Origin of the sequence: Pseudomonas sp. 28 E 9, assembly GCF_900004785.1 — a bacterium.
Taxonomy (GTDB): Bacteria; Pseudomonadota; Gammaproteobacteria; order Pseudomonadales; family Pseudomonadaceae; genus Aquipseudomonas; species Aquipseudomonas orientalis_A.
Map to the genome: position 1 here is coordinate 63,744 of NZ_CVTK01000008.1, position 18,610 is coordinate 82,353.

The following is an 18,610-nucleotide window of genomic DNA, read 5'->3' on the forward strand; positions in this document are numbered from 1 at the left end:
CCATGCCCCTGACGTCATCGCTGACCAAACCCCTGGCCCCGTCATGGGCCAATCGCTTCAAGGAGCAAAGCCTGGAGCGCGGGCGCCGTTATGCGCTGGAGAATCGGGTGCGCATCGTCGAGTCCGGCGACAGCACCATCACGGCCAGTTGCGAAGGTTCGGGCGGCAACGTGTACCGGCAGACCATCTCGTTGCGCGAATCGGCCAAGGGCATGCTGATCCTGGTGGACAGCCGCTGTACCTGCCCGGTGCACACCAATTGCAAACACATCGCGGCGGTGCTGCTAAAGGTCCAGGAAACCCTGGCCTACCCGGCGGCGGCCCAGGATGCCGAGCTGCTGGGCAAACTCCAGGCGGTCCTCGACAACCGCGTGGTGTTGCCGCAGGTGGTCATGGAAGACGTGCGCCCCGTGCCGCGCCTGTGGCTGGCCAGTGTGGAGTTCAGCGCGTTCGAGCCGCGCAATGGCAAGATGCAGCGTTACATCCAGCATCGCGCGGCGCTGTCGTTCAACTACGAGGGCAATTACGTCAGCGGGCAAAAGAACGCCGACATCATCGTGCGCCAGGAAACCCAGAGCCTGCGCATCAAGCGCCATCCGGAGCTGGAACAACCGTATCGCGAGCAACTGCGCCTGCTCGGTTTCAAGATCGCCACGCGCCAGAGCAAGGCCCTGCCGGAGAGTGCCGGCGAACTGTTCGAGATGGTCAATGACAGCGCCTGGTTGAATTTCACCCTCAACGCATCCCCCGCGCTGCGGGCCGAGGGCTGGGAGCTGCAGATCGATGAAGACTTCGGTTTCGACCTGAGCCCCGTGGAAGACTGGTACGCCAGCGTCGATGAAGCCCCCGAGCGTGACTGGTTCGACCTGGAGCTGGGAATTATCGTCAACGGCGAACGGCTGAGCCTGCTGCCGATCCTGCTCAACTTGATGCGCTCCCACACCGAGATCCTCAATCCGGAAAAACTCGCCCGACGTCGCGATGATGAACTCATCCTGGTGAATATTCCCGGCCTGCCCAACGGCCACGGTCCGCTGCAGGTGGCGCTGCCTTATGGGCGATTGAAACCGGTGCTGGCGACCCTCGGCGAGTTCTACCTGCAGGAAGCCGGCACCACCACGCTGCGCCTGGCCAAGGCCGACGCGATCCGCCTGAACCCGCTGGAAGACCTGCCGCTGCAATGGGAGGGCGGCGAGAAGATCCGCAACTTTGCCCAGCGTCTGCGGGACATCAAGGATTTCACCTGCGTGGCGCCGGAAGGGTTGAACGCAACCTTGCGCCCTTACCAGTTGGAGGGCCTGAGCTGGATGCAGTCGCTGCGCCAATTGGAGGTGGGTGGAATTCTTGCGGATGACATGGGCCTGGGTAAAACCTTGCAGACCCTTGCGCATATTCTTACGGAGAAAGCCGCCGGGCGCCTGGACAGGCCGTGCATGGTCGTCATGCCCACCAGCCTGATCCCCAACTGGCTCGATGAAGCCGCGCATTTCACCCCGCAACTGAGGGTACAGGCGCTGTACGGTGCCGGGCGCAAGAAGCATTTCGCCAACCTGCAGGACTACGACCTGCTGCTCACCACCTACGCCCTCCTGCCCAAGGACATTGAACAACTCGCCGCCCTGCCCTTGCACGTGCTTATTCTCGATGAAGCCCAATACATCAAGAATCCCACCAGCAAGGCGGCTCAAGCGGCCCGTGAGCTCAATGCACGACAGCGCCTGTGCCTGAGCGGTACGCCGCTGGAAAACCACCTGGGCGAACTGTGGTCGCTGTTCCACTTCCTGCTGCCGGGCTGGCTGGGCGACGTGAAAAGCTTCAACCGCGATTACCGCGTGCCGATTGAAAAACGCGCCAGTGAAGTGCGACTGCAGCACCTCAACGGTCGGATCAAGCCGTTCCTGCTGCGCCGCACCAAGGAGCAGGTGGCCACGGAACTGCCGCCCAAGACCGAGATCATCCACTGGGTCGATCTTAATGAAGCACAGCGCGACGTGTACGAAACCATGCGCCTGGCCATGGATAAAAAGGTCCGCGACGAGATTACCCGCAAGGGCGTGGCGCGCAGCCAGATCATCATCCTTGAGGCACTGCTCAAATTGCGCCAGGTGTGCTGCGATTTGCGCCTGGTCAACGACGCCACCCTGCCCGCCCGTGGCAGCAGCTCGGGCAAGCTCGACAGCCTGATGCAGATGCTTGAGGAATTGTTTGCCGAGGGGCGGCGGATTCTGCTGTTCTCGCAGTTCACCTCGATGCTGAGCTTGATTGAGGTCGAACTGAAGAAACGCGACATCGCCTACGCCTTGCTGACCGGCCAGACCCGTGATCGGCGCACACCGGTGAAGGACTTCCAAAGCGGCAAGCTGCAGATTTTCCTGATCAGCCTCAAAGCGGGCGGCGTCGGCCTGAACCTGACCCAAGCCGACACCGTGATCCACTACGACCCGTGGTGGAACCCCGCCACCGAAAACCAGGCCACTGACCGCGCGTATCGCATCGGGCAAGAGAAGCCGGTGTTCGTCTACAAAATGATTGCCCGGGGCACGGTGGAGGAGAAAATCCAGCACTTGCAGAAGGAGAAGTCCGACCTGGCGGCGGGCGTGCTGGATGGGCGTACAACTGGGGACTGGCAGTTAGGTAATGAGGATATCGAGGCGCTGTTTGCGCCGTTGCCCAATAAGCAGGAAAAGCGCTGACTGTTGGATCGCCATCGGGGGCAAGCCCCCTCCCACATTTGTATGTATTCACAATTCAATGTGTGGGAGGGGGCTTGCCCCCGAAGGGCGCGCCGCGGTCATCAGCCAGGCAAAGGCGCAAACAGCGCCTCAATATCCCGCTGCTCCAGCTTCCAACCCGCACTGGCGCCACCTTCCAGCACCCCATCGGCCAATGCAGCCTTCTCCAACTGCAACGCCTGAATTTTTTCCTCCACCGTGCCCCGCGCAATCATCTTGTAAACGAACACCGGTTTGTCCTGCCCGATGCGATACGCACGGTCGGTGGCCTGGTTTTCCACCGCCGGATTCCACCAGGGATCGTAATGGATCACGGTATCCGCAGCGGTCAAGTTCAAGCCCGTCCCGCCCGCCTTCAGGCTGATCAGGAATAACGGTGTCTTGCCGTCCTGAAAGTTTTTCACCGGCGTACGCCGATCAAGGGTGTCACCGGTCAGGAGCGAGTACTCGACCCCGCGTTGTTTGAGCTCTTGTTCAATCAATGCCAGCATCGAGGTGAACTGCGAAAACAACAAAATCCGCCGTCCCTCGCTGAGTAACTCTTCCAGCATTTCCATCAAGCTACCCAGCTTGCCAGTGCCGGCCTTGGCAGCCTTGGTCATCGGTGCCGATTTGACCAACCGCAGGTCACAGCACACCTGGCGCAGTTTGAGCAGGGCTTCAAGAATGATGATCTGACTGCGGGCTACCCCGTGGCGACTGATCTCATCGCGCACCTTTTTATCCATGGCCACACGCACGGTTTCGTAGACATCCCGCTGTGCGTCGCTCAGCTCGACCCAATGCACGATTTCGGACTTGGGCGGTAATTCCGTGGCAACCTGCTCCTTTTTTCGCCGTAATAGAAACGGTTTGATACGCGCAGTGAGGTTCTGCATACGCTGAGCGTTGCCGTGCTTCTCGATGGGCGTGCGGTAATCGCGATTGAAGGTCTTGCTATCCCCCAACCAACCCGGCAACAAGAAGTGAAACAATGACCACAACTCGCCCAAGTGGTTTTCCAACGGTGTACCGCTCAAGCACAAGCGCTGGCCAGCCTCCAACTGACGAGCAGCCTGGGCCGCCTTGCTATTGGGGTTCTTGATATTTTGAGCTTCGTCGAGGATCAGCACGCTCCAACGCTGAGGCTGCAGGACTTCAAGGTCGCGCGGCAACAGTGCATAGGTAGTGAGTATCAGGTCGTAATCGGTCAAGCGCGTGAAAGCAGCCTGACGCTGTGCACCGTGCAGCGCCAGGACTTTGAGCTGTGGTGTGAACCGTGCTGCTTCGTCCATCCAGTTCGGTATCAGGCTGTTGGGCATCACCGCCAGAGCGGGCGCCTGCAAGCGCCCGGCCTGTTTTTCACAGAGCAGGTGTGCAAGGGCTTGCAGGGTTTTGCCCAGGCCCATGTCATCCCCAAGAATCCCGCCGACTTCCAGCTCGCGCAGGGTTTGCATCCAGTTGAGCCCCTCGAGCTGATAGCCTCGAAGTTCGGCGTTCAGGCCCTGAGGTGCAGATACATGAGCATGGGTGGAGCTTTTGAGACGCTTGGCGAAATCACGCAGTCGCTCGCCACCCTGCCAGACCAACGGTATTGCATCCAGATCACTGAGCCGTGCCGCATCCGGCGCACTAAGCCGCAGTGCATCGCCTTCAGGTGCACGCAGGTAGAGTTCGCCGAGGGTCGCCATCAGAGGCTTGATACGACCGTAGGGCAGCGCAACTTTGGTATGAGTGCGGTCACCCAAACTGACCAATACGCGCTCGTCATCATCACGTTCGGCCATGTAGGCGGCGTCAAGCAGCTTGGGTTGACGCCGCATCAAGTCGAGCATGATGGGCAACAGGCTGTGCCGCTCGCCATTGACCTCAATGCCCAGCTCAAGGTCGAACCACTCATGACCGGGTGACTCTTCAATGTCCGCGTACCAGCCGTCAACAGCCTCCACATCGTAATAAAACCCCGGTTGAATGACGACGTCCCACCCTGCTTCACGCAGAACCGGCAGCTGGCTTTCAACAAAAGCCAGCCAGGCTTCATCGTTGGGAAGATCGAACATCTCTCCTGCACCGACAGGCAGTGCACCGCTTTTGCGATTGACCGTTTTAAAGCCGATTTTCGTGAGCGTCTTGCGCAAGGCTTTTTCAGCCGCGGGCTTGCGTTGGATGCGTTGGGTTTCGGTGCCGCTGAGAAACAGGATGTCCTCAGTGCCCTTGCCGCTGACCAGGCTTGTGTCGTAACGGAAAGCCAAGGCAGCGCGGTGTTCCAGGCTGGGCATCCGCCGATAGTCGGCCTGGCTGTACACGTAGGATTCGTCGCTTCCCAATGTAAGGCACCCTTGGGGCTCCAACGTATCCACGACGCGCTCGGTCAGCTCGCGCGGCGGAGGAATCGCCTTGGACGCCGCGCTGATGCGATGACTGAATAAGGCGACTTGCTCAGCAGGAATCACCGGCAAGGCGCAAAGATGCATGGCCAGATTTTCATCCAGCCCGTGCTCGACCACCCCGATCGTCATGTTATCGAGGTCAAGATAATGAAGCGGCTTGAGGGGCAGCACTTCGTCCAACTCGCGCCCGTCGCTGATCCAGCGGGGCAAATAATTGCCATCGGGCATCACGGCCCAATCGAAACGAGCGGTGCAGACCGGGCCAGGGTTAAACGCCAGTCCTGGGCTCAGCTCATGAAACAAGCGTTGGGTTTTCAGCGCCAATTGGAGAATTTCGGCACCTGGCTCGCCGACCAGTTGAAAACTGTTGCTGTAGGAGCCGTAAGATCGGCTCAACAACAGCAATCGACCAATGCGTGTATCCAACTCGTGCATATAGCCTGGGGCACGCCGCAATGTTTCGTCCATCGAATACAGCGGTTTGATATCGCTGTAGTCACCTTTTTTCGTCACGCGCGCCCGGTACACCTCCAATGACCAGCCATTGGAATACACATCGGGAGTGATTTGGTACAGCAAGCAGGTACCGGTATTCCTGGGCTGAGTCTCATCGTTCTGGCCGGGCTTGGGGATAGTCTCAAGCCAGCTTTCGAGCTGCGGGCTCAGACGGTCAGCCGCCTGCTTTTTCGGTTCGTTCAGCTCGTCATACAGCGCGGTCAATGTAAACAGGGCCGCAGCGGCGTGCTTGCAATTGATCGCTACAGGGCAAGAACACACGCATCTGATGCCCGCCCAACGGGATGTGGCGCCCTCCAGGGTAATCGCCAGGCTATAGACATTGCGGCCAGACCCGCTGCAATGTGCAATCAGTCTGTTGTGTCCGAACTCTTTGATCTCAAGACGCTTCTCGCGAGCATACTCGAACCCGCGCTCCAGCGAACGAGAGTCAAAGAGCTCCTGCCAATCCAACTCAACAATACGTGCAATCAGGTCATTCATGGAGCAGAACTCTACAGCCGTCAGCAACGGGTTTTAAAGCAGGGCAACTCCTACACTGCGGTAAGAGACAGCTACAGCCACATCCAGACACTTCCTACACCAAGCATCTTAAACAGCACAGGCGACGTTTATTCAATCAGTTGCGCGTCTCGCAACGCTGTGATGGCCGTCAGCCAGCGTGGATCCTGTTTGTAATCAGTCGATGCAACCGCCTGCCCACGCATACGCGCAATCCGCGCCGACGGTGTGACCTTCATCCGCTGCGCCGCACTCAGCGCCAGCTCGGCAGCCGCACGGTCGTTGCACACCAGCCCCATGTCACAACCCGCCGTCAGTGCCGCCTCGATTCGACTCGCCGCATCGCCCACCACATGGGCGCCCGCCATGGACAGGTCATCACTGAAGATCACCCCGTCGAATTGCAACTCGCCGCGCAGGATGTCCTGCAACCAGCGGCGTGAGAAACCGGCCGGCTGGCTGTCCACCTGCGGGTAGATCACATGCGCCGGCATCACGGCGGCCAATTGTTTACTCAGGCGCGCGAACGGTACCAGGTCATTGGCGCGAATCTGTTCAAGGCTGCGCTCGTCATTGGGAATCGCGACGTGGGAATCGGCCTCGGCCCAGCCGTGGCCGGGAAAGTGCTTGCCGGTGGCCGCCATGCCGGCGCTGTTCATGCCACGGATAAAGGCACCGGCGAGCACGGCGGCGCGCTCGGGATCGCCTTCGAACGAGCGGGTGCCGACCACGGCGCTGCGCTGGTAATCGAGGTCCAGCACGGGGGCGAAACTCAGGTCGAGGCCCACGGCCAGCACTTCGGTGGCCATGACCCAGCCACACTGTTCGGCCAGGTGCTCGGCATTGGGGTTATCCGCCAGCGCGCGCATGGCCGGCAGGCGCACGAAGCCCTGGCGCAGGCGCTGCACGCGTCCGCCTTCCTGGTCGACCGCCAGCAGCAGGTCCGGGCGCACCGCACGGATTGCCGCACTCAACTCGCGGACCTGGCGCGGGTGCTCGATATTGCGCGCAAAAATGATCAAGCCGCCCACTTCAGGTTGGCGCAACAGATGGCGATCCTCGGCCGTCAGCCAGGTACCGGCAACGTCGACCATCAAAGAACCTTGCAGGGCAGCAGTCATAAACTTTCCTTAAATAACGCGCACAACCCGTCATTCCTACCAGGTACGGTAAGCACAACGGGTTGCGCGTAAAGAGCTGAAATCGGCATGGCGGCTAGCTTAGCGGATGCAAGCGGCCACGCACACCCGCAGCGGTCAAACCTTGGCGAGTGCCGGCGTGGATTTGCTGCGCGGGCGCAATTGGGCCACGGCCATGGCCTGATCGGTCACGCCGGTTTCGGCGCGCATGCCTGCGGCGAGGAACGGCACCATCAGGCGCATCACCTGCTCGATGGAGGTATTGACGCCGAAATCGGTCTCGGCAATCGCGCGCAAGGCCTTGATCCCGGACATGCTGAAGGCGGCGGCGCCGAGCATGAAGTGCACGCGCCAGAACAGTTCGATGGGCGGGATACGCGGGGCCGCTTCGTTGACCAGCAACATATAGCGACGGAACACCTTGCCGTACATGTCTTCCAGGTAACGTCGCAAGTGGCCCTGGCTCTGGCTGAACGCCAGGCCCAGCAGACGCATGAAGATCGACAGGTCGTTGCCGCTGCGTGGTTGAACCACCAGCGCTTGCTCAACGAGGATTTCCAGCAGCTCTTCCAGGCTGGGCTTATTGTCGGCTTTGGCCTGGCGACGTTCGAGTTCACGGTCGAGACTGGCGCAGAACGGCCCCAGAAAACGCGAGAACACCGCCTGGATCAGGGCCTTTTTTGAGCCGAAATGATAATTCACGGCGGCCAGGTTGACCCCAGCCTTGCTGGTGATCAGCCGCAATGAAGTTTCAGCAAATCCTTTTTCCGCGAACAACTGCTCGGCAGCATCGAGAATGCGTTCAACGGTTTCCGACTGGGCCATGGCTACTCCGCCTGACAAACACTTGTTTGAAACATACGTTTCAGGGTATGTCTTGTCAAGCCTGCGCGCCCATTTTCCGGCCGGGCAGTCACCTGTTTCGTCGCTATTTAATCACATCCTCCACCGCCTGTAGGCAGCGCTGTCTTCGCCTCCCGGCGCAGCTGATGAATGACCGTCCAGCGGAGCCGCAAAAAAGGATGATTGCCAAGCGCGATTCACTGTATATAATCCCAGTCACTGTATAAAAAGACAGAGCGATCAACATGCTAAAACTGACGCCACGCCAAGCTGAGATTCTGGCTTTTATCAAGCGCTGCCTTGATGACAACGGTTACCCACCGACACGCGCCGAAATTGCGCTGGAACTGGGTTTCAAGTCTCCCAACGCCGCTGAAGAACACCTCAAGGCCCTCGCTCGCAAAGGCGCGATCGAGATGACCCCGGGGGCTTCACGCGGTATTCGCATCCCGGGTTTCGAAGCCAAGGCCGACGAATCGACACTGCCGATCATTGGTCGAGTGGCCGCCGGTGCGCCGATCCTGGCGCAACAGCACGTCGAGGAATCCTGCAACATCAACCCGACCTTCTTCCATCCTCGCGCCGACTACCTGCTACGTGTGCATGGCATGAGCATGAAGGACGTGGGCATTTTCGACGGCGACCTGCTGGCCGTTCACACCACCCGTGAAGCCCGCAATGGCCAGATCGTCGTGGCCCGGATCGGCGATGAGGTCACCGTCAAACGCTTCAAGCGTGAAGGCAGCAAGGTCTGGCTTATGGCCGAGAACCCGGAGTTCGCGCCCATTGAAGTGAACCTCAAAGACCAGGACCTGGTGATCGAAGGCTTGAGTGTCGGCGTCATTCGCCGCTAAAGGAGACATCATGCAGCTCGTGCACACCCCACAACACACACAACTGTCGCTGTTCGAGGCCTTCATGGCTCAACCCCTTGCGCCCATCCTCAAGGAAACGGTCGAAGCGCCCTGGAGCTGCGAACCCGAGGTATTCAGTGAATTGTCGTTGCGTGGTGCTGCCGGGAGCTGCTTGAGCCTGCTGGCGCCAATCCTTCGCGAACTCAGTGAAGAGCAGGACGCGCGCTGGTTGACCCTGATCGCACCGCCCGCCAGCCTGACCCAGGCCTGGCTACGGGATGCTGGCCTCAACCGCGAAAGGATTCTGTTGCTGCAGCCACGGGGCGCGCAAAGTGCTCAACAATTGACGTGTGAAGCCTTGCGCCTGGGCCGTAGCCATACCGTGGTGAGCTGGTTGAACCCGTTGAACGCAACGGCCAAGCAGCAGTTGATCAGTGCCGCACACACAGGTGATGCGCAGAGTTTGAATATTCGACTGGGATAAGGGATGAGCGGGTTACAACGGGCTCAGTGAAGAACCCTTGGACCATCGTCCTTTTCCGGCTCGCCTTCAGCCAGGCGACCGGCCATTTGCACCCCAACGCTCAACATCGCTTTAGCCACTTCCACATGCTGGCCTTGCAGGAACGCTTTTGCGTCTTCGGAGAAGTCCAGGGTAACCAGAGAACCTTCGTCCTCAGCCCGGCGCAGCTCGATTCGGCCGTCAGGCAGTTCAACAATTTCCAGAAAGGACGTTGGCATAAAAGTCTGTTCTCCACGAAAGCGCGGGATTATATCAGTGTTGTGGCGTGCAGGCTTGCCCGCTCAGCACTCGGCCAGGCCTTCGCGAAAGCGCAATGCCAGCTTTTTCAGCTCCTGGCGCCAGCTTTCCAGCTCTTCGCGGCTCAAGGGCTTGGGTTCATCCGTCTCCAATGCAACCGCCACGATCAATGGCTGCGTCACATCGCCCTTGGGTACATGGGGGACGCGGGGCGGCTGGAACATGTCCGCATGCGCCTTGAGCAGGCGTGCCAGCCAACTGTCCGGACTCTGGGCCATTTCCACCAGCTCGGCCAATTCCGGGATAGCCATGGTTTCCAATACTTCGCGGGTCATGATCATTTCCGCACGGGGCGAACCTGCCTGGGGCAGACGGTAGAACCCGGCGATTTCATGGCATAGACCCAGCAAGGCGCCGTACAGGTGAAACAAAGCGGCTTCACGCCCCGCCTGGACCAGCGCAATGGCATTCATCTCCTTCCCCACCTCGGCACGGCCAAGGGCTTCCAGGGACAAACCCGCAAAGTAAATTTTCTGATTGGTACGGGTATAGAGTTCGTTGGCCATGACGGCAATCTCCACGACGAATTAGGCCTGATGCTGGCTTGTAGGAGCGAGCTTGCTCGCGAAAAAACTTTAGAGCACCACTGTGTATCAGATTTCTCGCGTCATCGTTAACGACCTTCGCGAGCAAGCTCGCTCCTACACACCAAGAAAAGGCCGCCTATAAAGGCGGCCTTTGTATTTCCAGGATGACTCAATCAAGCGCCCTGGCGCTTGTCCTCGACCTTCCACTTGCCACCGTCGTAGAACGCTTTCCAGCCGGTAGGCTTGCCGTCGACTTCGGTCTGCACGTACTGCTCCTTGGTCTTGCGGCTGTAGCGGATCACGGCTGGGCGACCATCCGGGTCCTTCTTCGGCGCTTCACACAGGAAGTGGTACTTGGGATCGATCTCGTCCTTGTGCGGCACGATCTCCAGCACCAGCGGTGCACGGGTCTCGCGGTTTTTCGGGAACTGGCTGGCGGCCAGGAACAGGCCCGAAGCACCGTCGCGCAGGATATAGGTGTCGTTGACCTTCTCGCACTTGAGCTCGGGCATCTTCACCGGGTCCATCTTCGGCGGCGCCGCATCACCGCTTTTCAGCAGTTTGCGGGTGTTCTTGCAGGTCGGGTTGGTGCAACCGAAGAACTTGCCGAAACGCCCGGTCTTGAGCTGCATCTCGCTGCCGCACTTGTCGCACTCCAGGCTCGGACCTTCGTAGCCCTTGATGCGGTAGGTGCCCTCCTCGATCTCGTAGCCGTTGCAATCCGGGTTGTTACCGCAGATGTGCAGCTTGTGCTTTTCATCCAGCAGATAGGCATCCATCGCCGTGCTGCAGATCGGGCAACGGTGCTTGCCACGCAGTACCAGCGACTCGGATTCGCCCTCGTCGTCCGCGGCGATTTCATCGCCCGGTACCAGGTTGACGGTAGCCTTGCAGCGCTCTTTCGGCGGCAGGCTGTAGCCCGAGCACCCCAGGAACACGCCGGTGGATGCCGTACGGATCTGCATCGGCCGGCCGCAGGTGAGGCACGGAATGTCGGTCATGACCGGCTGGTTGGCGCGCATGCCACTCTCGGGGCTCTCGGCCACCTCGAGTTTCTTCTTGAAGTCGCCGTAGAACTCGTCCAGCACGTTTTTCCAGTCGCGTTCGCCCTGGGCCACGTCGTCGAGGTTCTCCTCCATGCCGGCGGTGAAGCCGTAGTCCATCAGGTTGGAGAAGCTCTCGGACAGACGCTCGGTGACGATATCGCCCATCTTTTCCGAATAGAAGCGGCGGTTGTGCAGCGCCACGTAGCCACGGTCCTGAATCGTGGAGATGATCGCAGCATAGGTCGAAGGACGACCGATACCGCGTTTCTCCATCTCCTTGACCAGGCTGGCTTCCGAATAGCGCGCCGGCGGCTTGGTGAAGTGCTGGGACGGATCAAGCTTGATCAGCTTCAACGTATCGCCCTGCGCCATATCCGGCAGTACATCGTCGTCGCCTGGCTTGGCGATTTGCGGCATTACGCGGGTATAACCGTCGAACTTGAGGATGCGGCCCTTGGCACGCAGCTCAAAGTCGCCCGCCCCCACGCTGACCGTGGTGGACAAGTATTGCGCCGGCAGCATCTGGCAGGCCAGGAACTGGCGCCAGATCAGCTCGTAGAGGCGTTCAGCGTCGCGCTCCATGCCGCTGAGCTTGCTCGGCTCGGTGTTGGCGTCGGAGGGGCGAATCGCTTCGTGAGCCTCCTGTGCGCCTTCCTTGCTGCTGTAGACGTTGGGCTTTTCCGGCAGGTACTTCTTGCCGAATTCGCTTTCGATATAAGTACGCGCCATCGCCACCGCGTCTTGCGACAGGTTGGTCGAGTCGGTACGCATGTACGTGATGTAGCCCGCTTCGTACAGACGCTGGGCCATCATCATGGTCTTCTTCACACCAAAGCCCAGGCGGTTGCTCGCGGCCTGTTGGAGGGTGGAGGTGATGAACGGCGCCGACGGCTTGCTGCTGGTCGGTTTGTCTTCACGCTTGACGATGCTGTAGCTGGAGACTTTGAGCTTCTCCAGTGCAGCCATGGCCTGGGCTTCGTTCAGCGGCTTGAACGCCTCGCCTTTCTCGCGGGCCACTTCAAAGCGCACGTTGTTGCCCTTGGCAGTGCCGAGGTCAGCGTGGACTTCCCAGTATTCTTCGGGGTTGAACGCACGAATTTCGCGCTCACGCTCCACCACCAGCTTGACCGCAACCGACTGCACACGGCCGGCCGACAGGCCACGGGCGATTTTCGCCCACAGCAGCGGCGAGACCATGTAGCCCACCACGCGGTCGAGGAAACGCCGGGCCTGTTGCGCGTTGACACGGTCGATGTCCAGCTCGCCCGGCTTGGAGAAGGCTTCCTGGATGGCTTTCTTGGTGATTTCGTTGAACACCACGCGCTTGTAGCGGCTGTCGTCGCCGCCGATGGCTTCCCGCAGGTGCCAGGCAATAGCCTCCCCTTCGCGGTCCAAGTCCGTTGCGAGATAGATGGTGTCGGCATCCTTGGCGAGCCGGCGCAGCTCTTCGATGACCTTTTCCTTGCCCGGAAGGATTTCGTACTTGGCCTTCCAGCCATGGTCCGGGTCAACACCCATGCGTGAGACCAGCTGCTTGCGCGCTTTCTCTTTAGGGGTGAGCACCGGGCCTTCGCCCGCAGCCGCCTTGCCGCGCTTGGCGGCTGGCTCCTTGCTGGCGCTAGCCGAACCGCTGGTGGGCAGGTCTCGGATATGGCCGATACTCGACTTCACCACGTACTCGTTGCCCAAGTACTTGTTGATGGTCTTGGCCTTAGCCGGGGATTCCACAATGACCAGCGATTTGCCCATGGATCGGAAAATTCCTGAATTCGAGAAGTGAAAGGCAGTTGGCGCCTGTCGCGGCAACGCTATATATAGTGGCAACAAGATGAGGTCAAGCGCAGCATTCTGCGCGACCTGCCGTTATTGCCCTGAAAAAAGACTGGGTTCGGCCTGGACCAAAGCAAAGCGCGGGACCTGCTCGCCGTCAACTTCGACGGTCTCCAGGAACATACTCAAGGGACGCACCCAAAAGCCGTATTCGCCATACAGTGCTTGGTAAAACACCACTTCTTCTTCGGTTTCGGAGTGCCGTGCCACGCTGAAAACGCGGTACTGCGGCCCCTTGTAATGTTGGTAGAGCCCTGGTTCGACTTTCATGCTCTGGCCCTCGTACAAAATTTGTTGAAAAAAATATAAAAATTCCAAAAAACAAAAACCGGGGCACTGGGCCCCGGCTTCCGTCAAGCGAACGATTAAACGCGTTCGAAGACGGTGGAAATGCCTTGGCCGAGACCAATGCACATGGTTGCAACCCCAAGGTTGCCGCCATTTTGCTTCATCACGTTAAGCAATGTGCCGGAGATGCGGGCACCGGAGCAACCGAATGGGTGGCCCAGGGCAATCGCGCCGCCGTGCAGGTTAACCTTCTCATTCATCTTGTCGAGTACTTTCAGATCTTTCAGCACTGGCAGGGCCTGTGCGGCGAAGGCTTCGTTGAGCTCGAAGAAGTCGATATCGGAGATGGTCAGGCCTGCGCGCTTCAAGGCTTTTTGCGTGGCCGGTACTGGACCATAGCCCATGATCGCCGGGTCCACACCCGCTACGGCCATCGAGCGAATCACCGCCAGCGGCTGGATGCCCAAGTCCTGGGCACGCTGCGCCGACATCACGATCATGCACGAAGCGCCATCGGTGATCTGCGACGACGTACCGGCTGTCACGGTGCCGCCCTTGGGGTTGAACGCCGGCTTGAGCGCCGCCAGGCTTTCCAGGGTGGTGTCCGGACGGATGGTCTCGTCGTAGTCGAACAATTTCAGGAAACCGTTCTCGTCATAGCCGTTCATCGGGATGATTTCATCCTTGAACTTGCCTTCCACGGTCGCCTTGTGGGCGAGTTGGTGGGAGCGCAAGCCGAACGCGTCCTGGGCTTCACGGGTGATGCCGTGCATTTTGCCGAGCATTTCCGCGGTAAGGCCCATCATGCCCGAGGCTTTTGCCGCGTACAGCGACATGTGCGGGTTAGGGTCGACGCCGTGCATCATGCTGACGTGGCCCATGTGCTCCACGCCGCCGACCACGAACACATCGCCGTTGCCGGTCATGATCGCTTGCGCAGCGGTGTGCAGCGCGCTCATCGACGAACCGCACAGGCGGCTCACGGTCTGGCCGGCCGCGGTGTGCGGGATCTGGGTCATCAACGACGCCATGCGCGCGATGTTCCAGCCCTGCTCCAGGGTCTGGTTGACGCAGCCCCAGATCACGTCTTCGACCTCGTTCGGGTCAACCTTGACGTTGCGTTCCAGCAGCTTGCTGATCAGGTGCGCCGACATGTCTTCGGCGCGGGTGTTGCGGTGCATGCCGCCCTTGGAGCGGCCCATCGGCGTGCGACCGAAGTCGACAATCACGACGTCTCTTGGATTCAAGCTCATAAATATTCTCGCTCTAGTCGATTGGGCGCTTAACCGAAGAAGCTCTGGCCGTTCTTGGCCATCTCACGCAGCTTCGCGGTCGGGTGGTACAGCGGGCCCAAATCAGCGTATTTGTCAGCCAGGGCAACGAACTCGGCCACACCGATCGAGTCGATGTAACGCAGCGCACCACCACGGAATGGAGGGAAACCAATACCGTACACCAGGCCCATATCGGCCTCGGCGGCGGTCTCGACGATGCCGTCTTCCAGGCAACGTACGGTTTCCAGGCACAGGGCGATCATCATCCAGTTGATGATGTCTTCGTCCGACACCTCACGCTGTTCGTAGATGACCGGGGCCAGCACTTCGTGCACCGACGGGTCGGCCACTTTCTTCTGCTTGCCCTTCTTGTCGGCCTCGTAGGCGTAGAAACCCTTGCCGTTCTTCTGGCCCAGGCGCTTGGCCTCGTACAGCGCGTCGATCGCCGAACGACGGTCGTCTTTCATGCGGTCCGGGAAACCTTCAGCCATGACGTCGCGACCATGGTGGCCGGTGTCGATGCCGACCACGTCCATCAGGTACGCCGGGCCCATGGGCCAGCCGAATTTCTCCATGACCTTGTCGATGCGCACGAAGTCCACACCGGCGCTGACCAGCTTGGCGAAACCGCCGAAGTACGGGAACAGCACGCGGTTGACCAAAAAGCCCGGGCAGTCGTTGACCACGATCGGGTTCTTGCCCATTTTCTTGGCGTAGGCAACGGTGGTGGCCACCGCCTGTTCACTGGACTTCTCGCCACGGATCACTTCCACCAGCGGCATCATGTGCACCGGATTGAAGAAGTGCATGCCGACGAAGTTTTCCGGACGCTTGAGGGCCTTGGCCAACAAGCTGATGGAAATAGTCGAGGTGTTCGACGCCAGGATGGTGTCGTCCTTAACCTGGGCCTCGACTTCAGCCAATACCGCCTGCTTGACCTTCGGATTCTCGACAACCGCTTCGACCACCAGGTCGACATGGCCGAAATCGCCGTAGGACAGCGTAGGACGAATGCCGTTAAGCACTTCAGCCATTTTCGCAGCGGTCATGCGACCTTTATCAACGCGGCCTACCAGCAGCTTGGCGGCTTCCGCCAGGCCCTGCTCGATACCGTGCTCGTTGATGTCTTTCATCAGGATCGGCGTGCCTTTGGACGCCGATTGATAGGCGATACCGCCGCCCATGATACCGGCGCCGAGTACGGCGGCCTGCTTCACGTCGCGGGCGATTTCGTCGTAGGCCTTGGCCTTTTTCTTCAGCTCCTGATCGTTCAGGAACAGGCCGATCAAACTCTGCGCAGCAGAGGTCTTGGCGAGTTTGACGAAACCGGCAGCTTCGATTTCCAGCGCCTTGTCGCGACCGAAGTTCGCGGCTTTCTGGATAGTCTTGATCGCTTCAACCGGCGCCGGGTAGTTCGGGCCGGCCTGGCCAGCCACGAAACCCTTGGCGGTTTCGAACGACATCATTTGTTCGATGGCGTTGAGCTTGAGTTTTTCCAGCTTCGGCTGACGCTTGGCCTTGTAGTCAAATTCGCCGCTGATGGCGCCCTTGATCAGGTTCAGCGCGGCTTCAGCCAGTTTGTCCGGGGTAACCACAGCATCGACAGCACCGACTTTCAGCGCGTCTTCAGCACGGTTTTCCTTGCCGGCGGCAATCCATTCGATGGCGTTGTCGGCACCGATGATGCGCGGCAGGCGCACGGTACCGCCAAAGCCCGGATAGATACCCAACTTGACTTCAGGCAGGCCGATTTTGGCAGTGGCCGACATGACGCGGAAGTCCGCCGCCAGGCACATTTCCAGGCCGCCGCCCAGGGCGATACCGTTGATTGCAGCCACGGTGGGTACGTTGAGGTCTTCGAAATCGCTGAAGATCTTGTTGGCTTCAAGGTTGCCAGCCACCAGCTCGGCATCGGGCAGCTTGAAGTTGTCGACGAATTCGGTGATGTCAGCGCCGACGATAAACACGTCCTTGCCGCTGGAGACGATCACGCCCTTGACCGAAGCATCTGCTTTGATGGTGTCTACGGCCTGACGCAGTTCGTTCAGGGTTAGACGGTTGAACTTGTTGACGGACTCACCCTTGAGGTCGAATTTCAATTCGACGATGCCACTTTCAAGAGCCGTAACCGTGATGGCTTTACCTTCGTAAATCATCAACTGATCTCCACGATATGGAAGCTGAACAGTACACACCGGACGCTGGCCTCTGGTTGGACATTGACACCTGCATCAATGCTCACGCCAATCCGCCAGGCACACCCGCCAGTGCGATAGTCGGGGTTATGTCAGAGCTGTCTGTAGGACAAACGCTCAATTCATACGCCCGTTTGATTTGGGTACGCCACCTTCATCCAATTCCGGGCAATTGTCAATCGCTCCAAAGACTAGGAAAAACGCGACTTTCCAGTCAGTTCAGAACCCGAAGCGCAAGATGGCAACCCGTCAATATTTAACTATTCACAGGATCAATAATAGGAAAGATAGGGGAAAAGCCTGTACAGAAAGGGATAGACGGCTAGGCTAACCGCAACTTGAGGATTTACCGGCCTGCCTGGCCAACTCCAGCCCGATGATGAGTCGGGCTTTTTATTGCCCGGCCTTCCGGTTTTTCTGTAGGAGCGAGCTTGCTCGCGAAAATCGCCAACCATAACGCAGCTACCTCAGCTTTAACGCGTCGCTCTCGGGTTTTTCGCGAGCAAGCTCGCTCCTACAATGAGTAGGTTATGTCAGGCCAGGGCTTTGAGCAGTGCATCAATATCCTTCAACACGCTCGCATCGCCCTTCTCGCCCCAGTACAACGCGATCATCTGCTTGTCCGCCTCGACCTTGTAGACGTTGGCCGGCAGCGTTGAAAAATACGGCAACAACTTCTCGTCCACGCACACCTCGCGCCACTGGTTGACCCATACGCCCGGCTCCCACTGCCAGTAACTCCAGATGGCCGGCGCGCTGCCGCGTCGTGGCCGGCAGTACTGCGCGCAGGGGCTCGGCGGCTCTTGCTTGAGCCAGTGCGGCCACACCTGGGGCGCCAGTTGCATGGCCAGCCCGATGCGGCGCGCCTCCATGCGCAGCGCCATGCGCCCGCTCTGATGGCGCGAGGGGCGCAGCCATGCCAGAGGGCTCAGCACCACGACAAGGATTGACACCACTATCCAGACCGTCATATGTGTACTCCCGAATTTCTAGATGAGCGGATTTGACCTGACGCAACCGCATCCGCTTGGAAAGCAGCCATACTGAACTTATTGCAGTCCCCCTGGAGGAACGCCCCATGCCCTACACACATATTCTGGTCGCCGTCGACCTGACCGAAGAGTGCGATCCAGTGATCAAGCGTGCGCAGGAATCGTCCATCGCCAATGGCGCCAAACTGTCGCTGGTGCATATCGTTGAGCCGATGGCCATGGCCTTCGGCGGCGACGTGCCGATGGATCTTTCCCAGTTGCAGCAACAGCAATTTGACCAGGCCAAGGAGCGTCTCGAGCGGCTGATAGTCAAATATCCTCACCTGACTAAAGACGCCTGCCACCTCACCTACGGCCAGCCGCGCCAGGAAATCCATCAACTGGCCAAGGAACAGGGCTGCGACCTGATCGTGGTCGGCAGCCATGGCCGCCATGGCCTGGCGCTGCTGCTGGGCTCTACTGCCAATGATGTGCTGCATGGCGCGCCGTGTGATGTGCTGGCGGTGAAGTTGGTCAAAGACACCAGCAAGTAAGACCGATGAAGATCAAATGTGGGAGGGGGCTTGCCCCCGATAGCATTCTGTCAGTTGATATATCTGGTGACTGATACACCGCTATCGGGGGCAAGCCCCCTCCCACATTTGGATCGCATTTCATATAAAAAACCCGGTGCTCATCAAGTGA

General features: G+C 59.4%; 14 protein-coding genes. 4 read left to right on the top strand and 10 right to left on the bottom strand.

Annotation, left to right across the window (positions count from 1 at the left end; translation table 11 throughout):
* The first annotated feature begins 2 nt into the window (after window positions 1–2).
* Entirely contained in the window at window positions 3–2,693 is a 2,691-nt protein-coding gene (locus BFQ00_RS00555; RefSeq protein ID WP_065932325.1) for a DEAD/DEAH box helicase, read from the top strand.
* Window positions 2,694–2,794: 101 nt separating this feature from the next.
* Here BFQ00_RS00555 and BFQ00_RS00560 read toward each other — a convergent pair whose 3' ends face one another.
* From BFQ00_RS00560 to BFQ00_RS00570, 3 genes are all read right to left on the bottom strand, one after another.
* Complete coding sequence (locus BFQ00_RS00560; RefSeq protein WP_065932326.1) at window positions 2,795–6,100, bottom strand: DEAD/DEAH box helicase; 3,306 nt, start codon at window positions 6,098–6,100, stop codon at window positions 2,795–2,797.
* Window positions 6,101–6,228: 128 nt separating this feature from the next.
* On the bottom strand, window positions 6,229–7,239 hold the full coding sequence (nagZ, locus tag BFQ00_RS00565; RefSeq protein WP_065886341.1) for a beta-N-acetylhexosaminidase: 1,011 nt from the start codon (window positions 7,237–7,239) through the stop codon (window positions 6,229–6,231).
* Window positions 7,240–7,374: 135 nt separating this feature from the next.
* Window positions 7,375–8,082 (bottom strand): TetR/AcrR family transcriptional regulator, encoded by a 708-nt coding sequence (locus BFQ00_RS00570; RefSeq protein ID WP_065886340.1) that lies wholly within the window; start codon window positions 8,080–8,082, stop codon window positions 7,375–7,377.
* A gap of 263 nt (window positions 8,083–8,345) precedes the next feature.
* Between BFQ00_RS00570 and lexA the strand changes: the two genes are divergently transcribed.
* Window positions 8,346–8,954 carry a transcriptional repressor LexA gene (gene lexA / locus BFQ00_RS00575; RefSeq protein WP_017137423.1) on the top strand — a complete coding sequence of 203 codons (609 nt, stop codon included), beginning with the start codon at window positions 8,346–8,348 and terminating at the stop codon, window positions 8,952–8,954.
* Window positions 8,955–8,964: 10 nt separating this feature from the next.
* The gene (sulA, locus tag BFQ00_RS00580) at window positions 8,965–9,438 is read left to right on the top strand and encodes an SOS-induced cell division inhibitor SulA (RefSeq protein ID WP_065886339.1); all 474 of its coding nucleotides are present in this window, start codon (window positions 8,965–8,967) and stop codon (window positions 9,436–9,438) included.
* Window positions 9,439–9,461: 23 nt separating this feature from the next.
* Here sulA and BFQ00_RS00585 read toward each other — a convergent pair whose 3' ends face one another.
* From BFQ00_RS00585 to BFQ00_RS00615, 7 genes are all read right to left on the bottom strand, one after another.
* Window positions 9,462–9,695 (bottom strand): hypothetical protein, encoded by a 234-nt coding sequence (locus BFQ00_RS00585; RefSeq protein ID WP_026136850.1) that lies wholly within the window; start codon window positions 9,693–9,695, stop codon window positions 9,462–9,464.
* 63 nt (window positions 9,696–9,758) lie between these two features.
* On the bottom strand, window positions 9,759–10,280 hold the full coding sequence (locus tag BFQ00_RS00590) for a DUF6586 family protein (protein WP_065886338.1): 522 nt from the start codon (window positions 10,278–10,280) through the stop codon (window positions 9,759–9,761).
* Window positions 10,281–10,474: 194 nt separating this feature from the next.
* Window positions 10,475–13,096: a type I DNA topoisomerase gene (gene topA / locus BFQ00_RS00595; RefSeq protein WP_065932327.1), complete on the bottom strand. Its 2,622-nt coding sequence runs from the start codon at window positions 13,094–13,096 to the stop codon at window positions 10,475–10,477.
* A gap of 114 nt (window positions 13,097–13,210) precedes the next feature.
* Window positions 13,211–13,447: a DUF1653 domain-containing protein gene (locus tag BFQ00_RS00600; protein WP_065886336.1), complete on the bottom strand. Its 237-nt coding sequence runs from the start codon at window positions 13,445–13,447 to the stop codon at window positions 13,211–13,213.
* 95 nt (window positions 13,448–13,542) lie between these two features.
* Entirely contained in the window at window positions 13,543–14,718 is a 1,176-nt protein-coding gene (gene fadA / locus BFQ00_RS00605; RefSeq protein WP_024074080.1) for an acetyl-CoA C-acyltransferase FadA, read from the bottom strand.
* Window positions 14,719–14,747: 29 nt separating this feature from the next.
* A complete protein-coding gene (gene fadB, locus BFQ00_RS00610; protein WP_065932328.1) occupies window positions 14,748–16,895 on the bottom strand; it encodes a fatty acid oxidation complex subunit alpha FadB in 2,148 nt (715 codons plus the stop codon).
* Between the two features lie 572 nt (window positions 16,896–17,467).
* A complete protein-coding gene (locus BFQ00_RS00615; RefSeq protein WP_065932329.1) occupies window positions 17,468–17,905 on the bottom strand; it encodes a hypothetical protein in 438 nt (145 codons plus the stop codon).
* A 107-nt stretch (window positions 17,906–18,012) separates the two neighbouring features.
* Between BFQ00_RS00615 and BFQ00_RS00620 the strand changes: the two genes are divergently transcribed.
* The gene (locus BFQ00_RS00620) at window positions 18,013–18,459 is read left to right on the top strand and encodes a universal stress protein (RefSeq protein WP_065886333.1); all 447 of its coding nucleotides are present in this window, start codon (window positions 18,013–18,015) and stop codon (window positions 18,457–18,459) included.
* Window positions 18,460–18,610 lie beyond the last annotated feature (151 nt).

Bases quoted from the DNA above. Each gene is read 5' to 3' on its own strand.
- BFQ00_RS00555 (WP_065932325.1), top strand. From the start codon at position 3: ATGCCCCTGACGTCATCGCTGACCAAACCCCTGGCCCCGTCATGGGCC.
- BFQ00_RS00560 (WP_065932326.1), bottom strand. From the start codon at position 6,100: ATGAATGACCTGATTGCACGTATTGTTGAGTTGGATTGGCAGGAGCTC.
- nagZ (WP_065886341.1), bottom strand. From the start codon at position 7,239: ATGACTGCTGCCCTGCAAGGTTCTTTGATGGTCGACGTTGCCGGTACC.
- BFQ00_RS00570 (WP_065886340.1), bottom strand. From the start codon at position 8,082: ATGGCCCAGTCGGAAACCGTTGAACGCATTCTCGATGCTGCCGAGCAG.
- lexA (WP_017137423.1), top strand. From the start codon at position 8,346: ATGCTAAAACTGACGCCACGCCAAGCTGAGATTCTGGCTTTTATCAAG.
- sulA (WP_065886339.1), top strand. From the start codon at position 8,965: ATGCAGCTCGTGCACACCCCACAACACACACAACTGTCGCTGTTCGAG.
- BFQ00_RS00585 (WP_026136850.1), bottom strand. From the start codon at position 9,695: ATGCCAACGTCCTTTCTGGAAATTGTTGAACTGCCTGACGGCCGAATC.
- BFQ00_RS00590 (WP_065886338.1), bottom strand. From the start codon at position 10,280: ATGGCCAACGAACTCTATACCCGTACCAATCAGAAAATTTACTTTGCG.
- topA (WP_065932327.1), bottom strand. From the start codon at position 13,096: ATGGGCAAATCGCTGGTCATTGTGGAATCCCCGGCTAAGGCCAAGACC.
- BFQ00_RS00600 (WP_065886336.1), bottom strand. From the start codon at position 13,447: ATGAAAGTCGAACCAGGGCTCTACCAACATTACAAGGGGCCGCAGTAC.
- fadA (WP_024074080.1), bottom strand. From the start codon at position 14,718: ATGAGCTTGAATCCAAGAGACGTCGTGATTGTCGACTTCGGTCGCACG.
- fadB (WP_065932328.1), bottom strand. From the start codon at position 16,895: ATGATTTACGAAGGTAAAGCCATCACGGTTACGGCTCTTGAAAGTGGC.
- BFQ00_RS00615 (WP_065932329.1), bottom strand. From the start codon at position 17,905: ATGACGGTCTGGATAGTGGTGTCAATCCTTGTCGTGGTGCTGAGCCCT.
- BFQ00_RS00620 (WP_065886333.1), top strand. From the start codon at position 18,013: ATGCCCTACACACATATTCTGGTCGCCGTCGACCTGACCGAAGAGTGC.